Source organism: Sediminibacillus dalangtanensis (genome assembly GCF_017792025.1).
GTDB lineage: Bacteria > Bacillota > Bacilli > Bacillales > Amphibacillaceae > Sediminibacillus > Sediminibacillus dalangtanensis.
Window position 1 is genome coordinate 634,124 of the sequence record NZ_CP046956.1, and the last position, 17,129, is coordinate 651,252.

17 protein-coding genes are annotated in these 17,129 nt (G+C 45.8%); 14 read left to right on the top strand and 3 right to left on the bottom strand.

All coding sequences use genetic code 11. The annotated features are described in order from the left end of the window. Positions 1-135 precede the first annotated feature (135 nt). The 4 genes from ERJ70_RS03390 to uvsE all read left to right on the top strand — a co-directional run bounded on the left by ERJ70_RS03390 (position 136) and on the right by uvsE (position 3,030). Positions 136-312 (top strand): hypothetical protein, encoded by a 177-nt coding sequence (locus tag ERJ70_RS03390; protein WP_209369592.1) that lies wholly within the window; start codon positions 136-138, stop codon positions 310-312. Positions 313-497: 185 nt separating this feature from the next. After that, the gene (locus ERJ70_RS03395) at positions 498-1,121 is read left to right on the top strand and encodes a spore coat protein (RefSeq protein ID WP_209367164.1); all 624 of its coding nucleotides are present in this window, start codon (positions 498-500) and stop codon (positions 1,119-1,121) included. 124 nt (positions 1,122-1,245) lie between these two features. Beyond that, on the top strand, positions 1,246-1,956 hold the full coding sequence (locus tag ERJ70_RS03400) for a 5-formyltetrahydrofolate cyclo-ligase (protein WP_209367165.1): 711 nt from the start codon (positions 1,246-1,248) through the stop codon (positions 1,954-1,956). Between the two features lie 120 nt (positions 1,957-2,076). Continuing rightward, positions 2,077-3,030 carry a UV DNA damage repair endonuclease UvsE gene (uvsE, locus tag ERJ70_RS03405; RefSeq protein WP_209367166.1) on the top strand — a complete coding sequence of 318 codons (954 nt, stop codon included), beginning with the start codon at positions 2,077-2,079 and terminating at the stop codon, positions 3,028-3,030. Positions 3,031-3,137: 107 nt separating this feature from the next. On the opposite strand, the gene ERJ70_RS03410 is transcribed toward uvsE, so the two are convergent. Continuing rightward, on the bottom strand, positions 3,138-3,380 hold the full coding sequence (locus tag ERJ70_RS03410) for a hypothetical protein (RefSeq protein WP_209367167.1): 243 nt from the start codon (positions 3,378-3,380) through the stop codon (positions 3,138-3,140). 370 nt (positions 3,381-3,750) lie between these two features. Between ERJ70_RS03410 and ERJ70_RS03415 the strand changes: the two genes are divergently transcribed. The 4 genes from ERJ70_RS03415 to ERJ70_RS03430 all read left to right on the top strand — a co-directional run bounded on the left by ERJ70_RS03415 (position 3,751) and on the right by ERJ70_RS03430 (position 7,123). Continuing rightward, on the top strand, positions 3,751-4,443 hold the full coding sequence (locus ERJ70_RS03415; protein ID WP_209367168.1) for a response regulator transcription factor: 693 nt from the start codon (positions 3,751-3,753) through the stop codon (positions 4,441-4,443). A 94-nt stretch (positions 4,444-4,537) separates the two neighbouring features. Then, positions 4,538-5,461: an ATP-binding cassette domain-containing protein gene (locus ERJ70_RS03420; RefSeq protein WP_209367170.1), complete on the top strand. Its 924-nt coding sequence runs from the start codon at positions 4,538-4,540 to the stop codon at positions 5,459-5,461. Beyond that, complete coding sequence (locus tag ERJ70_RS03425) at positions 5,454-6,197, top strand: ABC transporter permease (protein ID WP_209367171.1); 744 nt, start codon at positions 5,454-5,456, stop codon at positions 6,195-6,197. Before ERJ70_RS03420 ends, ERJ70_RS03425 begins: the two co-directional genes overlap by 8 nt. 20 nt (positions 6,198-6,217) lie before the next feature. Beyond that, positions 6,218-7,123: a sensor histidine kinase gene (locus ERJ70_RS03430; protein WP_209367172.1), complete on the top strand. Its 906-nt coding sequence runs from the start codon at positions 6,218-6,220 to the stop codon at positions 7,121-7,123. Positions 7,124-7,205: 82 nt separating this feature from the next. Here ERJ70_RS03430 and ERJ70_RS03435 read toward each other — a convergent pair whose 3' ends face one another. Beyond that, on the bottom strand, positions 7,206-8,615 hold the full coding sequence (locus ERJ70_RS03435; RefSeq protein WP_209369108.1) for a DHA2 family efflux MFS transporter permease subunit: 1,410 nt from the start codon (positions 8,613-8,615) through the stop codon (positions 7,206-7,208). A 278-nt stretch (positions 8,616-8,893) separates the two neighbouring features. Between ERJ70_RS03435 and ERJ70_RS03440 the strand changes: the two genes are divergently transcribed. After that, positions 8,894-9,475: a TetR/AcrR family transcriptional regulator gene (locus tag ERJ70_RS03440; RefSeq protein WP_209367173.1), complete on the top strand. Its 582-nt coding sequence runs from the start codon at positions 8,894-8,896 to the stop codon at positions 9,473-9,475. Between the two features lie 74 nt (positions 9,476-9,549). On the opposite strand, the gene ERJ70_RS03445 is transcribed toward ERJ70_RS03440, so the two are convergent. After that, on the bottom strand, positions 9,550-10,452 hold the full coding sequence (locus tag ERJ70_RS03445; protein WP_209367174.1) for a helix-turn-helix transcriptional regulator: 903 nt from the start codon (positions 10,450-10,452) through the stop codon (positions 9,550-9,552). Between the two features lie 270 nt (positions 10,453-10,722). Here ERJ70_RS03445 and ERJ70_RS03450 point away from each other — a divergent pair, with 270 nt between their 5' ends. The 5 genes from ERJ70_RS03450 to ERJ70_RS03470 all read left to right on the top strand — a co-directional run bounded on the left by ERJ70_RS03450 (position 10,723) and on the right by ERJ70_RS03470 (position 17,122). After that, positions 10,723-11,967, top strand: a complete 1,245-nt coding sequence (locus ERJ70_RS03450) for an ABC transporter substrate-binding protein (protein WP_245208106.1) — start codon at positions 10,723-10,725, stop codon at positions 11,965-11,967. A gap of 33 nt (positions 11,968-12,000) precedes the next feature. Further along, positions 12,001-13,998, top strand: coding sequence for a glycoside hydrolase family 31 protein (locus tag ERJ70_RS03455; protein ID WP_209367175.1), 1,998 nt, complete (start codon positions 12,001-12,003; stop codon positions 13,996-13,998). A gap of 71 nt (positions 13,999-14,069) precedes the next feature. Further along, positions 14,070-15,341: an ABC transporter substrate-binding protein gene (locus ERJ70_RS03460; protein WP_374099747.1), complete on the top strand. Its 1,272-nt coding sequence runs from the start codon at positions 14,070-14,072 to the stop codon at positions 15,339-15,341. 78 nt (positions 15,342-15,419) lie between these two features. Next, a complete protein-coding gene (locus ERJ70_RS03465) occupies positions 15,420-16,301 on the top strand; it encodes a carbohydrate ABC transporter permease (protein ID WP_209367177.1) in 882 nt (293 codons plus the stop codon). Positions 16,302-16,303: 2 nt separating this feature from the next. Further along, positions 16,304-17,122, top strand: coding sequence for a carbohydrate ABC transporter permease (locus ERJ70_RS03470; RefSeq protein WP_209367178.1), 819 nt, complete (start codon positions 16,304-16,306; stop codon positions 17,120-17,122). Positions 17,123-17,129 lie beyond the last annotated feature (7 nt).

Genomic DNA, 17,129 nt, shown 5'->3' on the forward strand with positions numbered 1-17,129 from the left:
ATACCCGGAACATTGGATTGGTTAAACAGTTTTAAGAAATCTCGTCCTTTTATCCGCCCGATAAGTGACAAATCTCACATAGTCACGAAAACGCCCCTGCTATAATGAAACCACATCAGCAGGGAAGGGTGTTGAATGACGATGAATAAAAGATATATAAAAGTGTTGGGACTATACACATTATCTACTTTGATACCAGCGGTGATTTTTTCCGAAGAAGAGAGCGCCACGAACTGGGCTGCAAAGACGGCGGCTGGATATGGGATATTTGCTTATGGTTTGAAGGTGATGACTAAGAGAAAAAACGCTTAATTAAATTGGTGACATTCACAGGGCTGGATGGAGAAAGATGGCTTCATGTTTTTTCACCATCACAGCCTTTTGTTTTTTTGCTTTAGAACTATACACATGTTCGACAATGATAAAGTACAACTCATACATAAAACCCTCCTCTATGGAAAATATAAGCACGAATCCATAAAGCAGGAGGTCATCGTATGGCTAAAAATCAAAATCAAATGCAGGGCGGTACGCAAATGCCGCAAAATATGGCGAACCAGGCCATGAATCACGGAGCGCATGAAATGCTGGACTCCCATGAATTGATCGGCTGTTTGATCGGTGTGTTGGAGCAATATCAATTGTACGACCAACATATCCAGGATCCGGAATTGAAGGGGATTCTGCAGCGCCAGTCCGCCTTCTTGACGCAGACGTATAATACCGTGGTTGACAGCTTTCAAACAGGGCAGGACCCGAACGTGCCGACTCAACAGTATAAAATGGAGCAAAGCAACGAAATAACTTATGGGTTGAACGCAGGGCAACCGAAGAAACCGAAACAGTCTGTGGGGGAGCTTACGGACGAATGTTATTCTTCATTCATGCTGAGCCAGACAAAAGCTGCCGCCTCCACATTCACCATGGCCGCGGCCGAAATGAACAATCCGGTTCTTCGCCGTGTTGTTGCTGACAGTGTGCCGAACATGATTGAAATGGGCTACGAGCTATTTCTTTATCAAAACAAGCATGGTTACTATCAGGTGCCGCAGCTGAAAGAACAGGATATGAACACGATGCTGCAGGCTTATACGATAGCCCCGCAACAAGGTATGCATTAAACAGTGAATGCAGGAACAAGAGTACTTCTCTTTTTCCTGCATTTTTCCTTGCCACTATTAAAAAGGAACTCTGTTACGGTAAAATATACACATACATAGCAAAACGGATGGCAGGTGTTAATTGGTGGCAACAAAACAGGAAATACGAGAAAAGAAATGGGACTATTTAACGGAACATAAACTGGGCAGGTTCCCTTTTCCTTTGCAAAATCGCATCCCGAATTTTAAAGGAGCCGAACAGGCAGCTCAATTCGTCACGACCATTCCTGCCTACCAGGAAGCGAAGGTCATTAAAGTAAACCCGGACGCGCCTCAGTTACCGATCCGAGCACAAGTGTTACGTGATGGAAAGGTGTTGCTTGTACCGACTCCAAGGCTTAAGGCGGGTTTTATCATGGTGAAACCGGAGTGGGTTCCGGATGGCGAAGAAAGGAAGGGGGCAAGCCTGTCCCATATAAAATCCTATGGCAAAGAAATTCCGCTTGCAGAGATTCCGGTTATCGGTCTGTTTTTCGTCGGTTCTGTGGCATTGCATCGAGACGGCAGAAGAGTAGGCAAAGGAGCAGGGTATGCGGACAGGGAATATGCCATTATCCGGGAACTGGGAAATCCGGATGTCCCAATCGTCGGTACGATTCATAGTGCGCAGCTTACCGATGAAGACATACCCAGGGACCCCTTCGATTTGACGGTTGACTGGATTGCGACGGAAACAGAATTGATCAAGATTAATTCCGAGTATGAAAAGCCAGGCGGGATACAGTGGGACCTTGTGACAGAGGAAGAATTGGAAGACATGCCGGTGCTCAGGGAGCTGCTTGAACGAAAAAAGTAAAGGAATGTTCTCAAGAAAAGGTGAGTGCAGGTACGTAAAGGGTAATATAGCCGTTCCTACCGCGTATCAAGTTATTTTGACATAGACACTATACGAACAAGGACAGACTGGAGTGAAACGATGTTACTCAGATTTGGCTACGTCTCCATTGCGCTTTCTTTATGGGAAGCTTCTCCTTCCCATACCCTAACGTTCACCAATTGGAAAAAGATGGACAAGGATAGCAGGAAGGAAAAGCTTCACCATCTGACCGAGCAGAATTTAACCAATACGCTCCGAGCCCTTCATTATAACATTGCTCACGGCATCGACATTTACCGGATGTCGTCTTCTCTCGTACCGCTTGCCACCCATCCGGAGGTGAAATGGGATTTTGTCACTCCTTTTCGATGTCTTTTTGAAGAAATTGGGGATTTGGTTAAAAAGCATAAACTGCGCGTCAGCTTTCATCCGAATCAATTCACCTTGTTTACTAGCCCACAGGATCATGTTACAGCTAATGCGATCCTTGATATGACCTACCACTATGAGATGCTGGAAGCAATGGGCTTACATAAGGAAGCAACGATGAATATCCATGTTGGCGGAGCTTACGGCAATAAGCAGGAAGCAATCGAACGGTTTAACCAAAACTTTATCAAGCTTGAGGAAGATATCCGCCGGCAAACCACACTTGAAAATGATGATAAGACCTACACGGCAGAAGAAACTTTGCAAATTTGTGAAACGCACAGCGTTCCCTTTGTTTTCGATTATCACCACCACTGGGCGAACCCGGGAGAGGGAGATTACCGAGAGCTGCTGCCCAGAATCTTTGCCACATGGGAAGGAACTGGTAAGCCGCCTAAGTTTCACTTGTCTTCTCCTAAGTCAAAAAAGTTGTTCCGGGCACATGCTGATTATGTGGAAAAAGATTTTGCGATGGAATTTATCAACGCGTTAAAGAATCACGGAGATTCAGCAGATATTATGATTGAAGCTAAAGCGAAGGATAAAGCAGCTTTGAAGCTGGTGGAAGAGTTGGCCAAAGTCCGTGGATTTAAGCGGGTGAAGGGAGCGGCGTTAGAGATATAAACAAGGTGATGAAATGTTACAGAGTGCAATCCTTGGATCACACTCTCGTTTCCGGGGATGAATAGGAGTGGGATTCGGCTTTTTTGTCAAAGGAGATAACTGTCCAGTTAATTTTCATCCTCGTTCAAATCGATTGTTATCGTATTTGTATCTTCTTCAGGCGTAATGTTGATTGTTTTTAGCAGCGTCGTCGCATTCTTTGCAGCTCCGTTCACCCTATTCAAGGCCGGTTCATCTGTGTCATTGAACTCGGTTCCCGTTACGTTAATTGTATAGTCGGTTAGGGTATGTAGAACTTCTTTTACTTCGTCTTTCTCGTCCATCACGAAGGATTTAGCTTGTGGAAACACAGCGAAATTCCCATGTTGACTCCCGGCAGTTAAAATCTTGATTAAATAATCCTGCCCTTCCTTCCTACCCTCGATTTTCAGCGTTACTACCAGTGCTTTCGATTTAACGGTTTGGTTGGAATGACTTTCTACAGAACCGCTAAGCGAAAATACTATCAGACAACAAATAAATAAGCAGACAAAGCGTTTGATGACCTGACTCTCCCTACTGTTTTTTTTACTATTAATCCATTACTAGATAGAACGTGCATTTTCCTCTATTCAAAGGGAAAAGCAGAACTTTTTTGTTTTGTTCCGCTTATAATCTGCGCTATTGACATCGCTTCTTTTTCCGTGAATGATAAGGGTAGAAATGGACGGGGTGAAAAAAATGGAGGATTCAACCAACATATTAGTCATAGAAGATGATGAAGATATCAATCGACTGCTTTGTGGCATTATCCAAAATAGCGGATATACAGCGAAATCTGCTTATTCCGGAACGGAGGCAGTCATTTATCTGGATAGCGAAGAATGGGACTTGATCCTGCTGGACTTGATGCTGCCCGGCAAGTCAGGGGAAGAAATACTGGATAAAGTATCGCAGGAAAGCGATGTTCCGGTAATCATTATTTCCGCAAAGCTGGAGAAGCAAGTGAAGATTGACGCGTTGCGAACCGGAGCGGACGATTACATAGCAAAACCATTTGATAATGAGGAGGTGTCCGCCCGGATTGATTCGTGCCTGAGAAGGTATCGGCGAATGGCGGATAAACCGGCTGTGCCTGAGCTCCGCCACAAAGACCTTGTACTCAACACGGAAGCAAAAACAGCGTCCGTGAGCGGACACGTGTTAAAGTTGACTGCAAGGGAGTACCAGATATTGTATCTTTTGCTATCCTCTCCGCAAAAGGTCTTCACCAAAGCGAACCTATTTGAGAGCGTATGGAACGAGGAATACTATGGAGATGATAATACCATCAACGTCCATATGAGCAATATAAGAAGCAAGCTGTCCCAGGCGAATCCGGCTGAAGACTATATCGAAACCATTTGGGGGATGGGGTATCGGCTGAAAAATTAAGCTTTTCTTAAGATTTATCTTAAGCCTTTCTTATGTTTTCCTCCTTATAGTAAAAGTGTGTTCATGAACAGGAAAAGATAGGGAGGCAAACCGGATGAGTGACTATATATTGAAAACCAATCATTTATCAAAAAAATACCACGGCAAAATGGCGCTCGACAAAGTGGATATGGCTATTGCTAAAGGATCGATTTACGGCTTTATCGGGCAAAACGGAGCCGGGAAATCAACGTTTATTCGCTTGATAACCGGTCTCGCCAGTCCGACGGCGGGATCGTTCGAACTGTTCGGACAGAATAGTGAACAAGGTTTGATAGAAGCGAGGAAGCGTATCGGAACGATCATTGAAGGTCCTGCTTTATATTCGCACATGACAGCGGCTGAAAATCTCGAAGCGCACAGACTGTTAAAGGGTATTCCTGGCAAAGAATGCATCGGCAAAACCCTGTCGCTGGTAGGCTTACAGGACACCGGCAGAAAAAAAGCCAAAAACTTCTCGTTAGGGATGAAGCAGCGTCTCGGACTTGCCATTGCTTTATTGGGAGATCCCGAATTTTTGATCCTCGACGAACCGATTAACGGACTCGACCCGATGGGCGTCATCGAAATTAGGGAACTGTTGAAAAAACTCAACCAGGAGCATGACATCACCATGCTGATTTCCAGTCATATTTTGAGCGAACTTCATTTGTTGGCTACCCATTATGGCATCATCCACGAAGGGAAATTGCTGGAGCAGTTATCGGCAAAAGAATTGAATGAAAAATGTCAGCAATACCTGCACATAAAGGTCGATCGACCAAATAAAGCGGCAACCGTGTTGGAGAGACAACTGGAAACAAGCGAATTTGAAGTCATGGCGGACGGCTCCATCAAGCTGTTTGCCTATACAGCTACACCAGGCAAAGTATCCAAAACACTGACAGACGAAGGGTTGATTTTGGAACAATTCATGCCAATGGGAGAAGAATTGGAAGCATACTTTACCCATCGCATCGGGGGTGTGCAGCATGGGTAACTTGATGAAGACTGAGTGGTTCAAGTTGAGAAATGATCGTTCCTTATGGGTGCTTACTGGGATAATCTTTGCGTATGCTGTTCTCCAGACAATGCTGGACCGCTTAGATGGAGGAGAACTCACTCCGCTTAATGATTATTATCAGTATTATGCACTAAGCTTCAATGAGCAAATCGTTTCCTACATCCCTTGTATTCTAGCCGGATTTTTTATTACAAGTGAATATTCACGGGGAACGATGAAGTCTCTCGCTTCTTCGGGGAATAGCCGGATCAGGATTTACCTTGCCAAGCTGATCATGTTCTCGACAGGAGCAATTATCATCTCGCTCACGATGCCGGTATCTATGACTGTCATCAGTGCAATCGTTGGTTTTCCCGGCAGTTTAGACTGGCCTTATTATCTCCAGACAATAGGACTCACGATCCTTTATGCGGCAGTTTTTGCCTCGATCATGGCGGTGTTTTCGATCATGTTTACTGACAGCGGAAAAACGATTGGGTTTTTATTGCTGTTCTTCATGCTGATAGATACCATGTTGGGGATGATCAGTTCCAAGCTGACGTTTTTGAAACCTGTCCATGACAATTCTGTTTTTCAATTGTCAAAAAAAATCATTGAGATCAACCAAGTGGGCGGTACGGAAATGATCAAGCTGATCGTGATTCCCATCGTGACCTTCCTGGTATTCGGGATGGCGGGCAGTCTAATTTTTAAAAAGAAAGAAATCAAGTAGGAAAGGTGGCGGGTGAGTATATGTTATATGGTGCGATCATCTTAACGGGATTGCTTGTTGTTTACCTGCTCGCCCGTCAGTACTTATTAAAAAAGGAAATCAAACGCATAGCCGGCCAGTTGCGTGATGTCAATGAACAGGTTACGGAAAAGAAAGTGGACATTCGTTTTTTTGATAACGATGTAGAAAAACTGGCAAAGGAAATCAATAACCAAATCGACCGGACAAAACATGCCAAAGCGGATAAGCGAAAGACGGAAAATGAGTTGAAGCAGGCGGTATCCTATATCTCACACGACATCCGCACCCCGATGACGACAATATCAGGATATCTTCAGTTTTTGGAATCCGATCAATTAAGCGCCGAGGAAAAAAAGGAATACATCGAGACCATAAAGAAAGGTGTAAAAAGATTGAAGGTCCTGCTGGAAGACTTCTTCGAGCTTTCTATCATCGAACAAGCTGATTATCCGATAAAACCGGATAGAGTAAAATTGAATCCGCTTCTTACCGAAGTATTGGTAGGTTTTTATGAAGAATTTAGTAAAAGAAAGATAGAGCCGAAAATGGACAGGACGGAAGAAGAAGTCATGGTAATGGCAGATCCGTCTGCTATTAAACGGGTGCTGGAAAACTTGGTGATCAATGCAATCAGGCATTCGAGCGGGGAGGTGGCTGTCCAACTTGAACAGACCTCTTCATCCGTCCGTTTGACTGTCAGCAATTCGGTCGACCGTTTAAGCGAAGCGGATTTGGCCCATTTATTCGACCGTTTTTATAAAGCGGATCAGACAAGAACGGGAAAAGGTACAGGGCTGGGACTGCCGATTGCCAAGAGCCTGATGGAAAAGATGAATGGCAGCCTCACCGCCGAGTTTGTTGGAGACCAATTGATGATGAAGTGCCAATGGAAAAGGTCAAAGTGAAAATATCATAAGTTTTTCTTGTGATGAAAAAATCCCCTCCGATTAAAAAGGAAGGGGATTTTTCTAATACCAGTAAACAGGTTTAACTTTCTGCCAATTCTTCTTCCGGCGCCTGTTTGACACGCTTTATCCAAAAGGATAGTACAAGACTGATTACCCCGAAGAGAAGCATAACGAAATAAGCGTCACTGATTCCCTGGATAGAAGCTTCCATGGTCATGTGTGCCCGTGTTTCACCGTTTGCTGCACCTTGGGCCGCGATATCCTGCAGATGGGTTTTCGTTCTGCTAGTCATAATCGTGACGATCAAGGAAGTGCCAATCGCACCGGCTACTTGCCGTGCCGTATTGGAAATAGCCGTTCCGTGTGCGTTCAGGCTGGACGGCAGCTGGTTCAGCCCGGCCGTTTGCAGCGGCATCAAGAATAATGCCATTCCGATGCGGCGTCCTGTGTACATCATTATAAGGAACGTATAGCTTGTCGCATCGCTCAGGTTTGCGAAGCTGTAGGTGGTTGCGAGAATGATGGTAATCCCGATAATGGCCAGCCATTTCACACCGTAGCGGTCGAATAGTTTTCCGACAACCGGACTCAATAATCCCATCAAAAGCGCGCCTGGAAACATGAGAACGCCAGCTTCCAAAGCGGTAAAGCCTCGGGCGTTTTGCAAATAGAGCGGCAGTAAAATCATATCGGCATACATCACAACCGTAATCACACAGTTGATGATTGTCGTCAAGGAAAACATGTTGTAGCGGAATGCCTTCAAGTCAAGAAATGGCTTGCCGGAAGTCAATTGGCGCCAGGTAAACAGCCCGATCGTCAGTACCCCTATGCTGAGAGCAATCACCACTTCGGTATTGGACCAACCCTCATTTCCAGCTTCACTAAAGCCGTACAAGAGGGCGCCGAATCCGATGGTGGAAAGAATCAGACTGACCAGGTCAAGCTTACTTTTAGTGGTTTCTGAGACGTTTTTCAAAAAGATGAAGCCACAAATAATGATCACGACCACAAACGGCACCATGCCATAAAACAAGACTTGCCATGGAAAAGCATCTAGAATATACCCCGTAAGCGTCGGCCCGATGGCAGGGGCGAAAATAATCGCAAGCCCGACCGTACCCATTGCGGCTCCGCGCCTTTCCGGAGGAAAAAGCGACAGAACGACGTTCATCAACAGCGGCATCATAATCCCGGTGGATGCTGCCTGGATGAGCCGCCCGGTGAGCAGGACAGGGAAGTTCATGGCCATGGCGGAGACAAGCGTCCCGATCAGGAAAATGATCATCGCGGTTTGGAACAGCTGGCGGGTCGAAAAGCGCAGCATCAAAAATCCCGTGACCGGAATCAGTACACCGTTCACCAACATATATCCTGTCGTCAGCCATTGTCCGGTAGCTGCTTCAATGTTGAATTCCTCCATCAATGTCGGAAGGGCAACCGTCATGGTAGTTTGGTTGAAAATAGCAAAGAAAGCGCCCAAAATCATGATCGTCAAGACCGGACCCTTTCTGATCGCACTGCTGTCTGTTGTCTCGTTGGAAGCCAATGATTGTCATCCTTTCCTCGGTGTTTCAGTAATTTTATAAATTGTAGTATAATTTACAACATATAAATTAAATTATAGATAGGAAAATAGAAGGGTTCAACATACAATTTTTCTTGATGTGTCTATTAATTTACAAGTGTGGAGGTATTGTAGCTTAAAGATGGGGAACTCAGCAGATTCTTGAAAAATTGTTGTATAGAAAGAAAGGGGAAAGGGAGATGGAGGAAAAGAAAAAAACGGATCCACGGATTGTTCGGACACGTCGATTATTGAAGGATGCGTTTGTCGAACTGATTCAGGAAATCGATATCCAAAAACTGTCGGTAAACCGTCTTGCAGAACGGGCGACGATCAACCGGGTCACCTTTTACCTGCACTACCGGGACATACCGGATATGCTGGAAAAGATGGCGGATGAAATGATGAGCGATCTCACGGAAGTATGGAAGGAAGCGAGAGCAGAACGAAACGCAACAGCAGAAACCGAAAAATGGCATGTGATGGATAGGGTACTGCATCATATCGCCGACAATGCAGCTTTTTACAAAGTCGTTTTCACCTCTAAGCGGATGCCGATTTTTCGAGACCGGCTGTTGGCATTTTTGACAGAGCGGATCATTTCGAGGGTGGAACGGAAAGGAGAAGAGTCCAGCGTACATAAAGACATTGTGATTTGGTACGATTCCGCAGCCTACATGGGCACAATCGTGGCCTGGCTGCAAAATGGTATGCCTTACACGCCGTCTTATATGGCGAAGCAAATTTATCAGCTTCGCCACCGAGAGATGGGGGAGAGGTAGATGGATTAGATGTTTTTTGGTGAAAAAGACGATTTCCTTTTATTTAGGAATCGTCTTTTTAATGGCTTGATCAATTATCTATTCGAAAATCCTATTGGTTCTTCTGCAGGTTCTTTCACTTTTCTATAACGAGATGGCGTACAGCTTTTAAATCGTTTAAACGTCCGGATGAAATAACTTTGATTGTCAAAACCGACGTCCAATGCAATGGTGAGTATTTTTCGATCGGTTTCCCGCAGTAATTTCGCTGCATGATTGATACGGATGGTATTGATATATTCTACCGGTGTCATCCGTACGATCGACTTGAAGAAACGGTTGAAATGCCCCTCACTCATTTGGACAAGGCAGGCTAAATCTTTAATTCTGATTTTTTCCTGGAAATGGTCCTCGATATATAAGAGGACTTTTTTGATTTGGTCTGTTTTTTCATTATGGACCGCTTTGTCGGGAATCGGATAGTTCCCCAGCCATTCCGCCATCACTTCGAACAACAATCCCTTGATCGCCAGTTCATAGGCTGGCGGTCTGTTTTGTTCATAGTGGATGATGCGGGAAAGGGAGTATAAAATCGATTGCTCCCAGTCGGTGTTTGGTTTGATGATGAGAGGCTGGGACGTTTCAAGCTGTTCCAAACGATCTACATAATGGGACTCTATTTGGTCATATGCAAAGCTGCGGAGGAAATTAAGATGAAAGACGATAGCGGTTATCTGAAAATCGTTTTGTTGTAAAGGATACGCTGCATGCAGCTGGCCGCTCGGAATCAGGACCGCTTCACCTGGTTCTAGGATGACACTGGAGGAACCAATCTGAAAAATGGCCGGTCCTTTTTCCAGCAGGGTAAATTCCATTTCGTAATGCCAGTGCAAGCCAAAAATAACCCCATTGGAATCGAGTTTATTTTCTGTGTATGTTCTCAAAGGAAACATCGGATCTCCATGATTTCTGTCTTCCATCAAACGGTTTTTATCCACTTGTCATTCCCCCTTATCTTTCAATATATCAGAATTGTGTTATAAATTGCGAGAATTAATAAAGAAAACGCTTACTAATATCACTATTATTTTAATTAAGCATTTCCCTCTCCCTTATTAGGCATCTCGACAAAGCAAAAACGATCAAACTGCGAATTTAAATGGACAGGGTCTTTATTTTTTATCAAATAGTGAAAGCGGTTAACAAAGCGTTGCCGCCAGACAAAAATGGGAGAATGCGATTTTACAAGAAAAGAAGGGGTGTTGTTGTTGAAGAAAGGATGGCTGTTGTCTTTTACTAGTTTGTTGCTTACCTTCATGCTGACAGCTTGCGGCGGTGGTTCGAGTATTACGGAAGAATCCGGTACGGACACGGAAACCGCAGATGGGAAGCAGGAAATTCTCTTGTGGCACTATTATACCGGATCGGAAGAATTCTTGACAGAACTGTTGGACAAATTTAATCAGTCACAGGATGAAGTGCATGTGAAAAGTGAATACGTGCCGTTCAGCGATATCAAAAAGCAATTATCCATCGGATCTGCCGGCGGCAATCTTCCTGATATTATTATCTCCGACACCGTCGATAACGCTTCTTTGGCATCAATGGGTGTACTGGCCGACATTACCGATAAAGTGGAGGGTTGGGAACAAACAGAGAACTTTTTGGATTCTCCGCTGCAATCGACTGTCTATGAAGGCAAACATTACGGCATGCCTCTGACGAGTAACGCGTTAGGTCTGTTTTACAACAAAGGCATGTTCGAAGAGGCAGGAATGGAACCGCCTAAAACATGGGAGGAGCTGAAGAAAGCTGCTGCAGAATTGACGACTGAGGATCGCAAAGGACTGGGCGTATCCGCGGTTAAGTCAGAAGAAGCCACCTTTCAATTTTATCCGTTCCTTTATTCAGCGGGCGGAGATTATCAGCATTTAGACTCGGAAGAAGCGAACGATGCTTTATCGCTTATCAAAGACATGCTGGATAACGATTATATGAGCGAGGATATACTCAGCTCAACTCAGGATGACTTGGCGACGAAATTTTCCTCCGAGCAATTGGCGATGATGGTCAATGGCCCCTGGATGATCGAACGCCTGCAGGAAGCCAACCCGGACATGGAATTCGGCATCGTGCCAATTCCGAAAGATAAACAAGTCTCCTCCGTGCTTGGCGGTGACAATATTGAAATCACCAAGGAAGCCAATGTGGATGCGGCCTGGGAGTTTCTGACGTGGCTGCTGGCTCCTGAGCAAATCGAAGGCTTTACCAAGAATACAGGGTATTTTCCACCAAGACAGGATGTTCTGAATGATTCGGATTATTGGAAGAACGATGACTATTTACAAGCGTTTATCCCGATTATGGAAGTGGCAGAAGCACGCGGGCCATCACCGGATTGGCCGAAAATTTCGGAAGCGATTCAAATCGCCATCCAGGAATCTCTGACAGATTCGAAACCAGTGGATGAAGCATTATCCGATGCGGCCGCGAAGGTAGAGGAAGTAGAATAACGGATTACTGCTAAGTTGGAGGGTGCAGGAGATATGAACGATGTTTTCAGAAAACAGGGCAACCGACTGATACGAGAATATGATAGTGAAAAGCTTTGGATAGAACCGTGGGGAGAAAACAGCTTGCGTGTCCGCTCGACGTTCCATGCAGAAATGGAGCCGCAGGACTGGGCTCTGCTTGAAACGGAAGAGAGGACAGCCGAGATTACGATCGGAGAGGAGAAAGCCGTCGTTCAAAATGGCAAAATCAGGGCCGAGCTGACAAGTGCCGGCAAACTTACTTTCTATAACCAAAAGAATGAAATTTTGCTGGAAGAATATGTCCGCAACCGCAAGAACATCAAAGCGTTTTGCAGTGCGTTGAAAATCGATGCCCGTGAGTTTCAGCCCCACTTGGGCGGGGATTACCAACTGACGTTAAGATTTGAATCCAATCCGGAAGAAAAACTTTATGGGATGGGGCAATACCAGCAGCCGATATTGGATCTGAAAAATTGCACGCTCGAACTAGCCCAGCGAAATTCACAGGCGACCGTTCCATTTGCGTTATCCAGTCTCGGCTACGGGTTTCTCTGGAACAATCCTGCAGTGGGGCAAGTGACGTTTGGCAAAAACATCACCGAGTGGAAAGCCGAGTCGACCAAGCAATTGGACTATTGGATTACGGCCGGAGACACTCCCGCAGAAATTGAAGAAGCATATGCCAAGGCAACCGGGACGGTGCCGATGATGCCGGATTACGGAATGGGCTTTTGGCAGTGCAAGCTGCGCTACCAGACACAGGAGGAATTGCTGGAAGTAGCACGGGAGTATAAACGTCGCGGTTTGCCGATTTCGGTGATTGTCATCGATTATTTTCATTGGCCAAAGCAGGGGGATTGGCGGTTTGATAAGGATTATTGGCCAGACCCGGAAGCGATGGTCAAGGAACTGAAAGACATGGGAATCGAGCTGATGGTGTCGATTTGGCCGACAGTCGATAAGGAAAGCGAAAACTATGAAGAAATGCTGCAAAAAGGCTATTTGACGCGGACAGATCGCGGCATCCGTATTAACCACGACTTTCTGGGCAACACGCTCTATTTTGACACCACCCATCCAGGGGCCAGAGAGTATGTCTGGAACAAAGCGAAACAAAACTATTATGACTACGGGATCAAAACCTTCTGGCTTGATGAAGCGGAGCCGGAATACAACGTCTATGATTTTGATAATTACCGTTATCACATTGGACCGAATGTCCAGGTCGGAAATATTTATCCGACCATGTACTCGAAAGCGTTTTACGATGGGATGACCGCCGAAGGCCAGGAGAACGTGGTCAATCTTGTCCGCTGTGCCTGGGCCGGAAGCCAGCGGTATGGTGCGCTCGTATGGTCGGGAGATATCGACTCCAGTTTTGCTTCACTGCGCAATCAGTTTGCCATTGGCTTGAACATGGGACTTGCCGGCATACCATGGTGGACGACGGATATCGGCGGTTTTCATGGCGGCAATCCGGATGACCCGGCGTTTCGAGAATGCATGGTCCGCTGGTTCCAATATGGTGCATTTTGTCCCGTTTTCCGTCTGCATGGCGACCGTGAACCGCACCAGGAACCGTTGGGAACCAGCGGTGGCGGTTTATGCCCGAGCGGCGCAGACAATGAAGTGTGGAGCTACGGCGAGGAAGCTTATGAGATTTTCAAAAAATATATGGGAATACGTGAACGGCTTCGTCCATATATAGCCGAATTGATGGAAGCGGCACACGAAAAAGGGACTCCACCGATGCGACCATTGTTTTACGACTTCCCGGAAGATCAGGAGGCGTGGAATGTAGAGGATGCTTATATGTTCGGACCCGACCTGCTGGTGGCTCCTGTGTTACAGGGAGGCACGGAAAGCCGTTCGGTTTACCTGCCTCAAGGGGAAACATGGAAGGATGCGAACAGCGGCGAACTTCACGAAGGCGGTCAGCGGGTGACCTGCGAAACGCCGCTTGAAACCATTCCGCTGTTTGTTAGAGGAGACGCGGAACTGCCTCTATAGGTCTGTCTATTTATCTTCTATCCGTGTAAAGTTGATGATGTTCTAACAAAAAATGCGTTTATATTAGGAGAGTGAAAAAGTTGAAAAGGATTAGTGGTTTGTTATTGGCAATTGTTTCATTCGTACTGGTTTTATCCGCGTGCAGCGGCGGTACTTCCATTACCGATGACGAGCAATCGGGTGGTGAGGGAGAAGCAGCGGAAGCTTCCAAGGATGTTACTATCTGGTTCCATTACACAGGAAAACAGCAGGAAGAGTTTTTAAGTCTGATAGATGCGTACAACGAGTCGCAGGATCAGTATGAGGTGGAAGGAGAATACGTTCCGTTTGCCGATGTAAAAAAGCAGCTTTCTGTCGGTGTGGCCGGCGGTACGCTGCCTGACATGGCTTTGATGGATGTGGTCGACAATGCAGCCTTTGCCGAACAGGGGGTTTTGGAGGATATTACCTCGAAGGTCGAAGAGTGGGGGGAAATCGATAACTTTTACGAAGGTCCTGTGGAATCGGCTACGTATGATGGCAAGTACTATGGATTGCCTGTCGGCAGTAATGCGCTTGGACTGTTTTACAACGAAGATTTACTGAAGGAAGCTGGCATCGAAGAGCCGCCAACTACCTGGGACGAATTGAAGGAAGATGCAAAGGCACTGACAAACGATGATACGAAAGGTTTTGCTGTTTCGGCTGTTAAATCGGAAGAAGGTGCTTTCCAATTCTATCCTTTCCTTCGTTCTGCAGGAGCCGATTATGATTCGCTTGATTCGGAAGGTGCTGTGGAGGCGATGACGTTACTTACAGATATGATTGAGGAAGGATCGATGGGCAGCGATGTGGTCAATGCTACACAGGATGACTTAGCAAGACAATTTGCCGCAGGAAAACTGGCTATGATGGTCAACGGTCCTTGGAATATCGAGCGCCTGAAAGAAGAAAGCCCGGACATGAATTTCTCCATCAGCCAGATTCCTAAGGATGAACAATATGCTTCCGTCTTAGGCGGGGAGAACTTAACCATCATCAAAGACGGAAACGTCGATGGCGCTTTTGATTTCTTAACCTGGTTCCTGGAGCCGGACCGTCACGAGACATTTACGTACGAAACGGGTGTCTTCCCGGCAAGAAAAGATGTGTTGGAAAACTCGGATCATTGGACAGAGGATCCGTATTTGAGCGGTTTTGTGCCGATCATGGATGGAGCTGTACCGAGAGGACCTTCTCCGCAATGGCCGGAAATTTCCGAATCGATCCAAATCGCAATCCAGGAATCGTTGACCGGAACAAAATCACCGGAAGAAGCATTGAACAAGGCCTCAGAGTCCGTCAGCGAAACGGTTGACCAGTAATGAACAAAGCCCCTTGTCATGAGGGGCTTTGCCCTTAAAGCGCAATCAAGAATACAGGGAAAAAGGAGACAAATCGGTATGAAAAAAGGCAGATGGGGAGAATATTTGTTTATTTACCCGGCAGTGATTTTCATGCTGCTGTTAATCGGCTATCCCCTGATTTATAACATCATTTTAAGTTTCCAAGACGTAGACCTTAACAGCCTGGCGACCGGTGATAAACATTTTGTCTGGTTCGACAATTATAAAGCATTGGCCGATCAGGACGGTTTCGGGATTTCGGTCTGGAACACGATTGTATACACACTCGGAAGTGTCGTATTCCAGGTCGTGATCGGGTTTCTGCTTGCGCTGTTTTTCAGCATGAAATTCAAGCTGGCTTCATTCTTGCGCGGTGTCGTGATGATTAGCTGGCTGATTCCACTGACGATCACGGCGCTGCTGTATAAGTTTATGATGGGATCCGGCGAAGGGATTTTCAATCAGATGCTGATGGGCATCGGCTTTATCGATGATCCAATTCAATGGTTGTCGAATCCGGATATTGCGCTTTGGAGTGTCATCATCGCCAACATCTGGGTCGGAATTCCATTCAACATGCTGTTGTTGTCGACTGGCTTGAGCAACCTGCCGGAGGATGTCTACGAAAGTGCGAGTCTGGATGGCGCAAATTGGTTTCAGAAACTATTCAAAATAACGATTCCGTTATTGCGTCCGGTACTCCTCGTCGTATTGATGCTTGGATTTATTTATACATTCAAAGTATTTGATCTGGTGTTTGTCATGACAGGCGGCGGACCGATCAATTCGACCGAAGTGTTGTCCACCATTGCTTACCGGCTTTCGTTTAATGAGTTCCAATTCAGCCTTGGCGCCGCGGCTGCGAACATTTTGTTTTTAATCTTGCTGGTAGTCAGTGTCATCTACCTGTACATGATTAACAAGGATGAGGAGGCTTAAGCATGCAAAAGAGAAAAGAATGGATCTTGAATATATTAGGAATCCTTTTCGTATTGATCTTTTTATTTCCCGTCTATTGGATGATCATTACGGCTTTTAAGAGCCAATCCGAAATCTTTCAATCTACGCCGACGTTTTGGCCAAAAGATTTTCAGTTCACCAGTTTCATCGATATTTTCAAAGACAACGTCGGGCAGTATTTCCTGAACAGTTTTATGATCGCCGGTTTGGCTACCATTCTAGTATTGGTGCTGGCTGTGCCTTCTGCGTATGGGTTGGCAAGATTCAAAGTAAAAGGGAAGAATCCCATGATTTTGTTATTCCTCGTCACGCAAATGCTGCCGGCGACCGTCATTTTGACGCCGTTGTTCATCGTTTTTAACAACCTAAGTCTCCTAAACACGTATTGGGGGCCGGTGCTGACATGTGCCACATTAGGTGTGCCGTTTTCCGTATTGATTTTGCGGACCTTTTTCCTCGGGATTCCGAAAGAATTGGAGGAAGCGGCAAGCATCGATGGCTGCGGTCGGTTCAGAACCTTTATTCGTGTAATTGTGCCGATATCATATCCGAGTATCGTGGTATGTGCTGCTATATCTTTCTTCTTTTCCTGGGGGGATTTGATCTTCAGCATGACATTTAACCGGAACCAGGACTTATGGCCGTTGACGGCAGGGATATACAATGCGATCGGGCGTTATGGAATCGAGTGGAATGACTTGATGGCTTTTGCTACCGTATCGGTACTGCCGGTCATCGTGATCTTTGTCATCCTGCAGAAACAACTTGTGAAAGGCTTGGTCAGCGGCTCGATCAAATAGAGCAATC

Coding starts and splice junctions, on each gene's coding strand:
- ERJ70_RS03420 (WP_209367170.1), top strand. CDS start 4,538: ATGAGTGACTATATATTGAAAACCAATCATTTATCAAAAAAATACCAC.
- ERJ70_RS03425 (WP_209367171.1), top strand. CDS start 5,454: ATGGGTAACTTGATGAAGACTGAGTGGTTCAAGTTGAGAAATGATCGT.
- ERJ70_RS03465 (WP_209367177.1), top strand. CDS start 15,420: ATGAAAAAAGGCAGATGGGGAGAATATTTGTTTATTTACCCGGCAGTG.
- ERJ70_RS03435 (WP_209369108.1), bottom strand. CDS start 8,615: ATGATTTTGGGCGCTTTCTTTGCTATTTTCAACCAAACTACCATGACG.
- uvsE (WP_209367166.1), top strand. CDS start 2,077: ATGTTACTCAGATTTGGCTACGTCTCCATTGCGCTTTCTTTATGGGAA.
- ERJ70_RS03470 (WP_209367178.1), top strand. CDS start 16,304: ATGCAAAAGAGAAAAGAATGGATCTTGAATATATTAGGAATCCTTTTC.
- ERJ70_RS03390 (WP_209369592.1), top strand. CDS start 136: ATGACGATGAATAAAAGATATATAAAAGTGTTGGGACTATACACATTA.
- ERJ70_RS03395 (WP_209367164.1), top strand. CDS start 498: ATGGCTAAAAATCAAAATCAAATGCAGGGCGGTACGCAAATGCCGCAA.
- ERJ70_RS03455 (WP_209367175.1), top strand. CDS start 12,001: ATGAACGATGTTTTCAGAAAACAGGGCAACCGACTGATACGAGAATAT.
- ERJ70_RS03440 (WP_209367173.1), top strand. CDS start 8,894: ATGGAGGAAAAGAAAAAAACGGATCCACGGATTGTTCGGACACGTCGA.
- ERJ70_RS03415 (WP_209367168.1), top strand. CDS start 3,751: ATGGAGGATTCAACCAACATATTAGTCATAGAAGATGATGAAGATATC.
- ERJ70_RS03430 (WP_209367172.1), top strand. CDS start 6,218: ATGTTATATGGTGCGATCATCTTAACGGGATTGCTTGTTGTTTACCTG.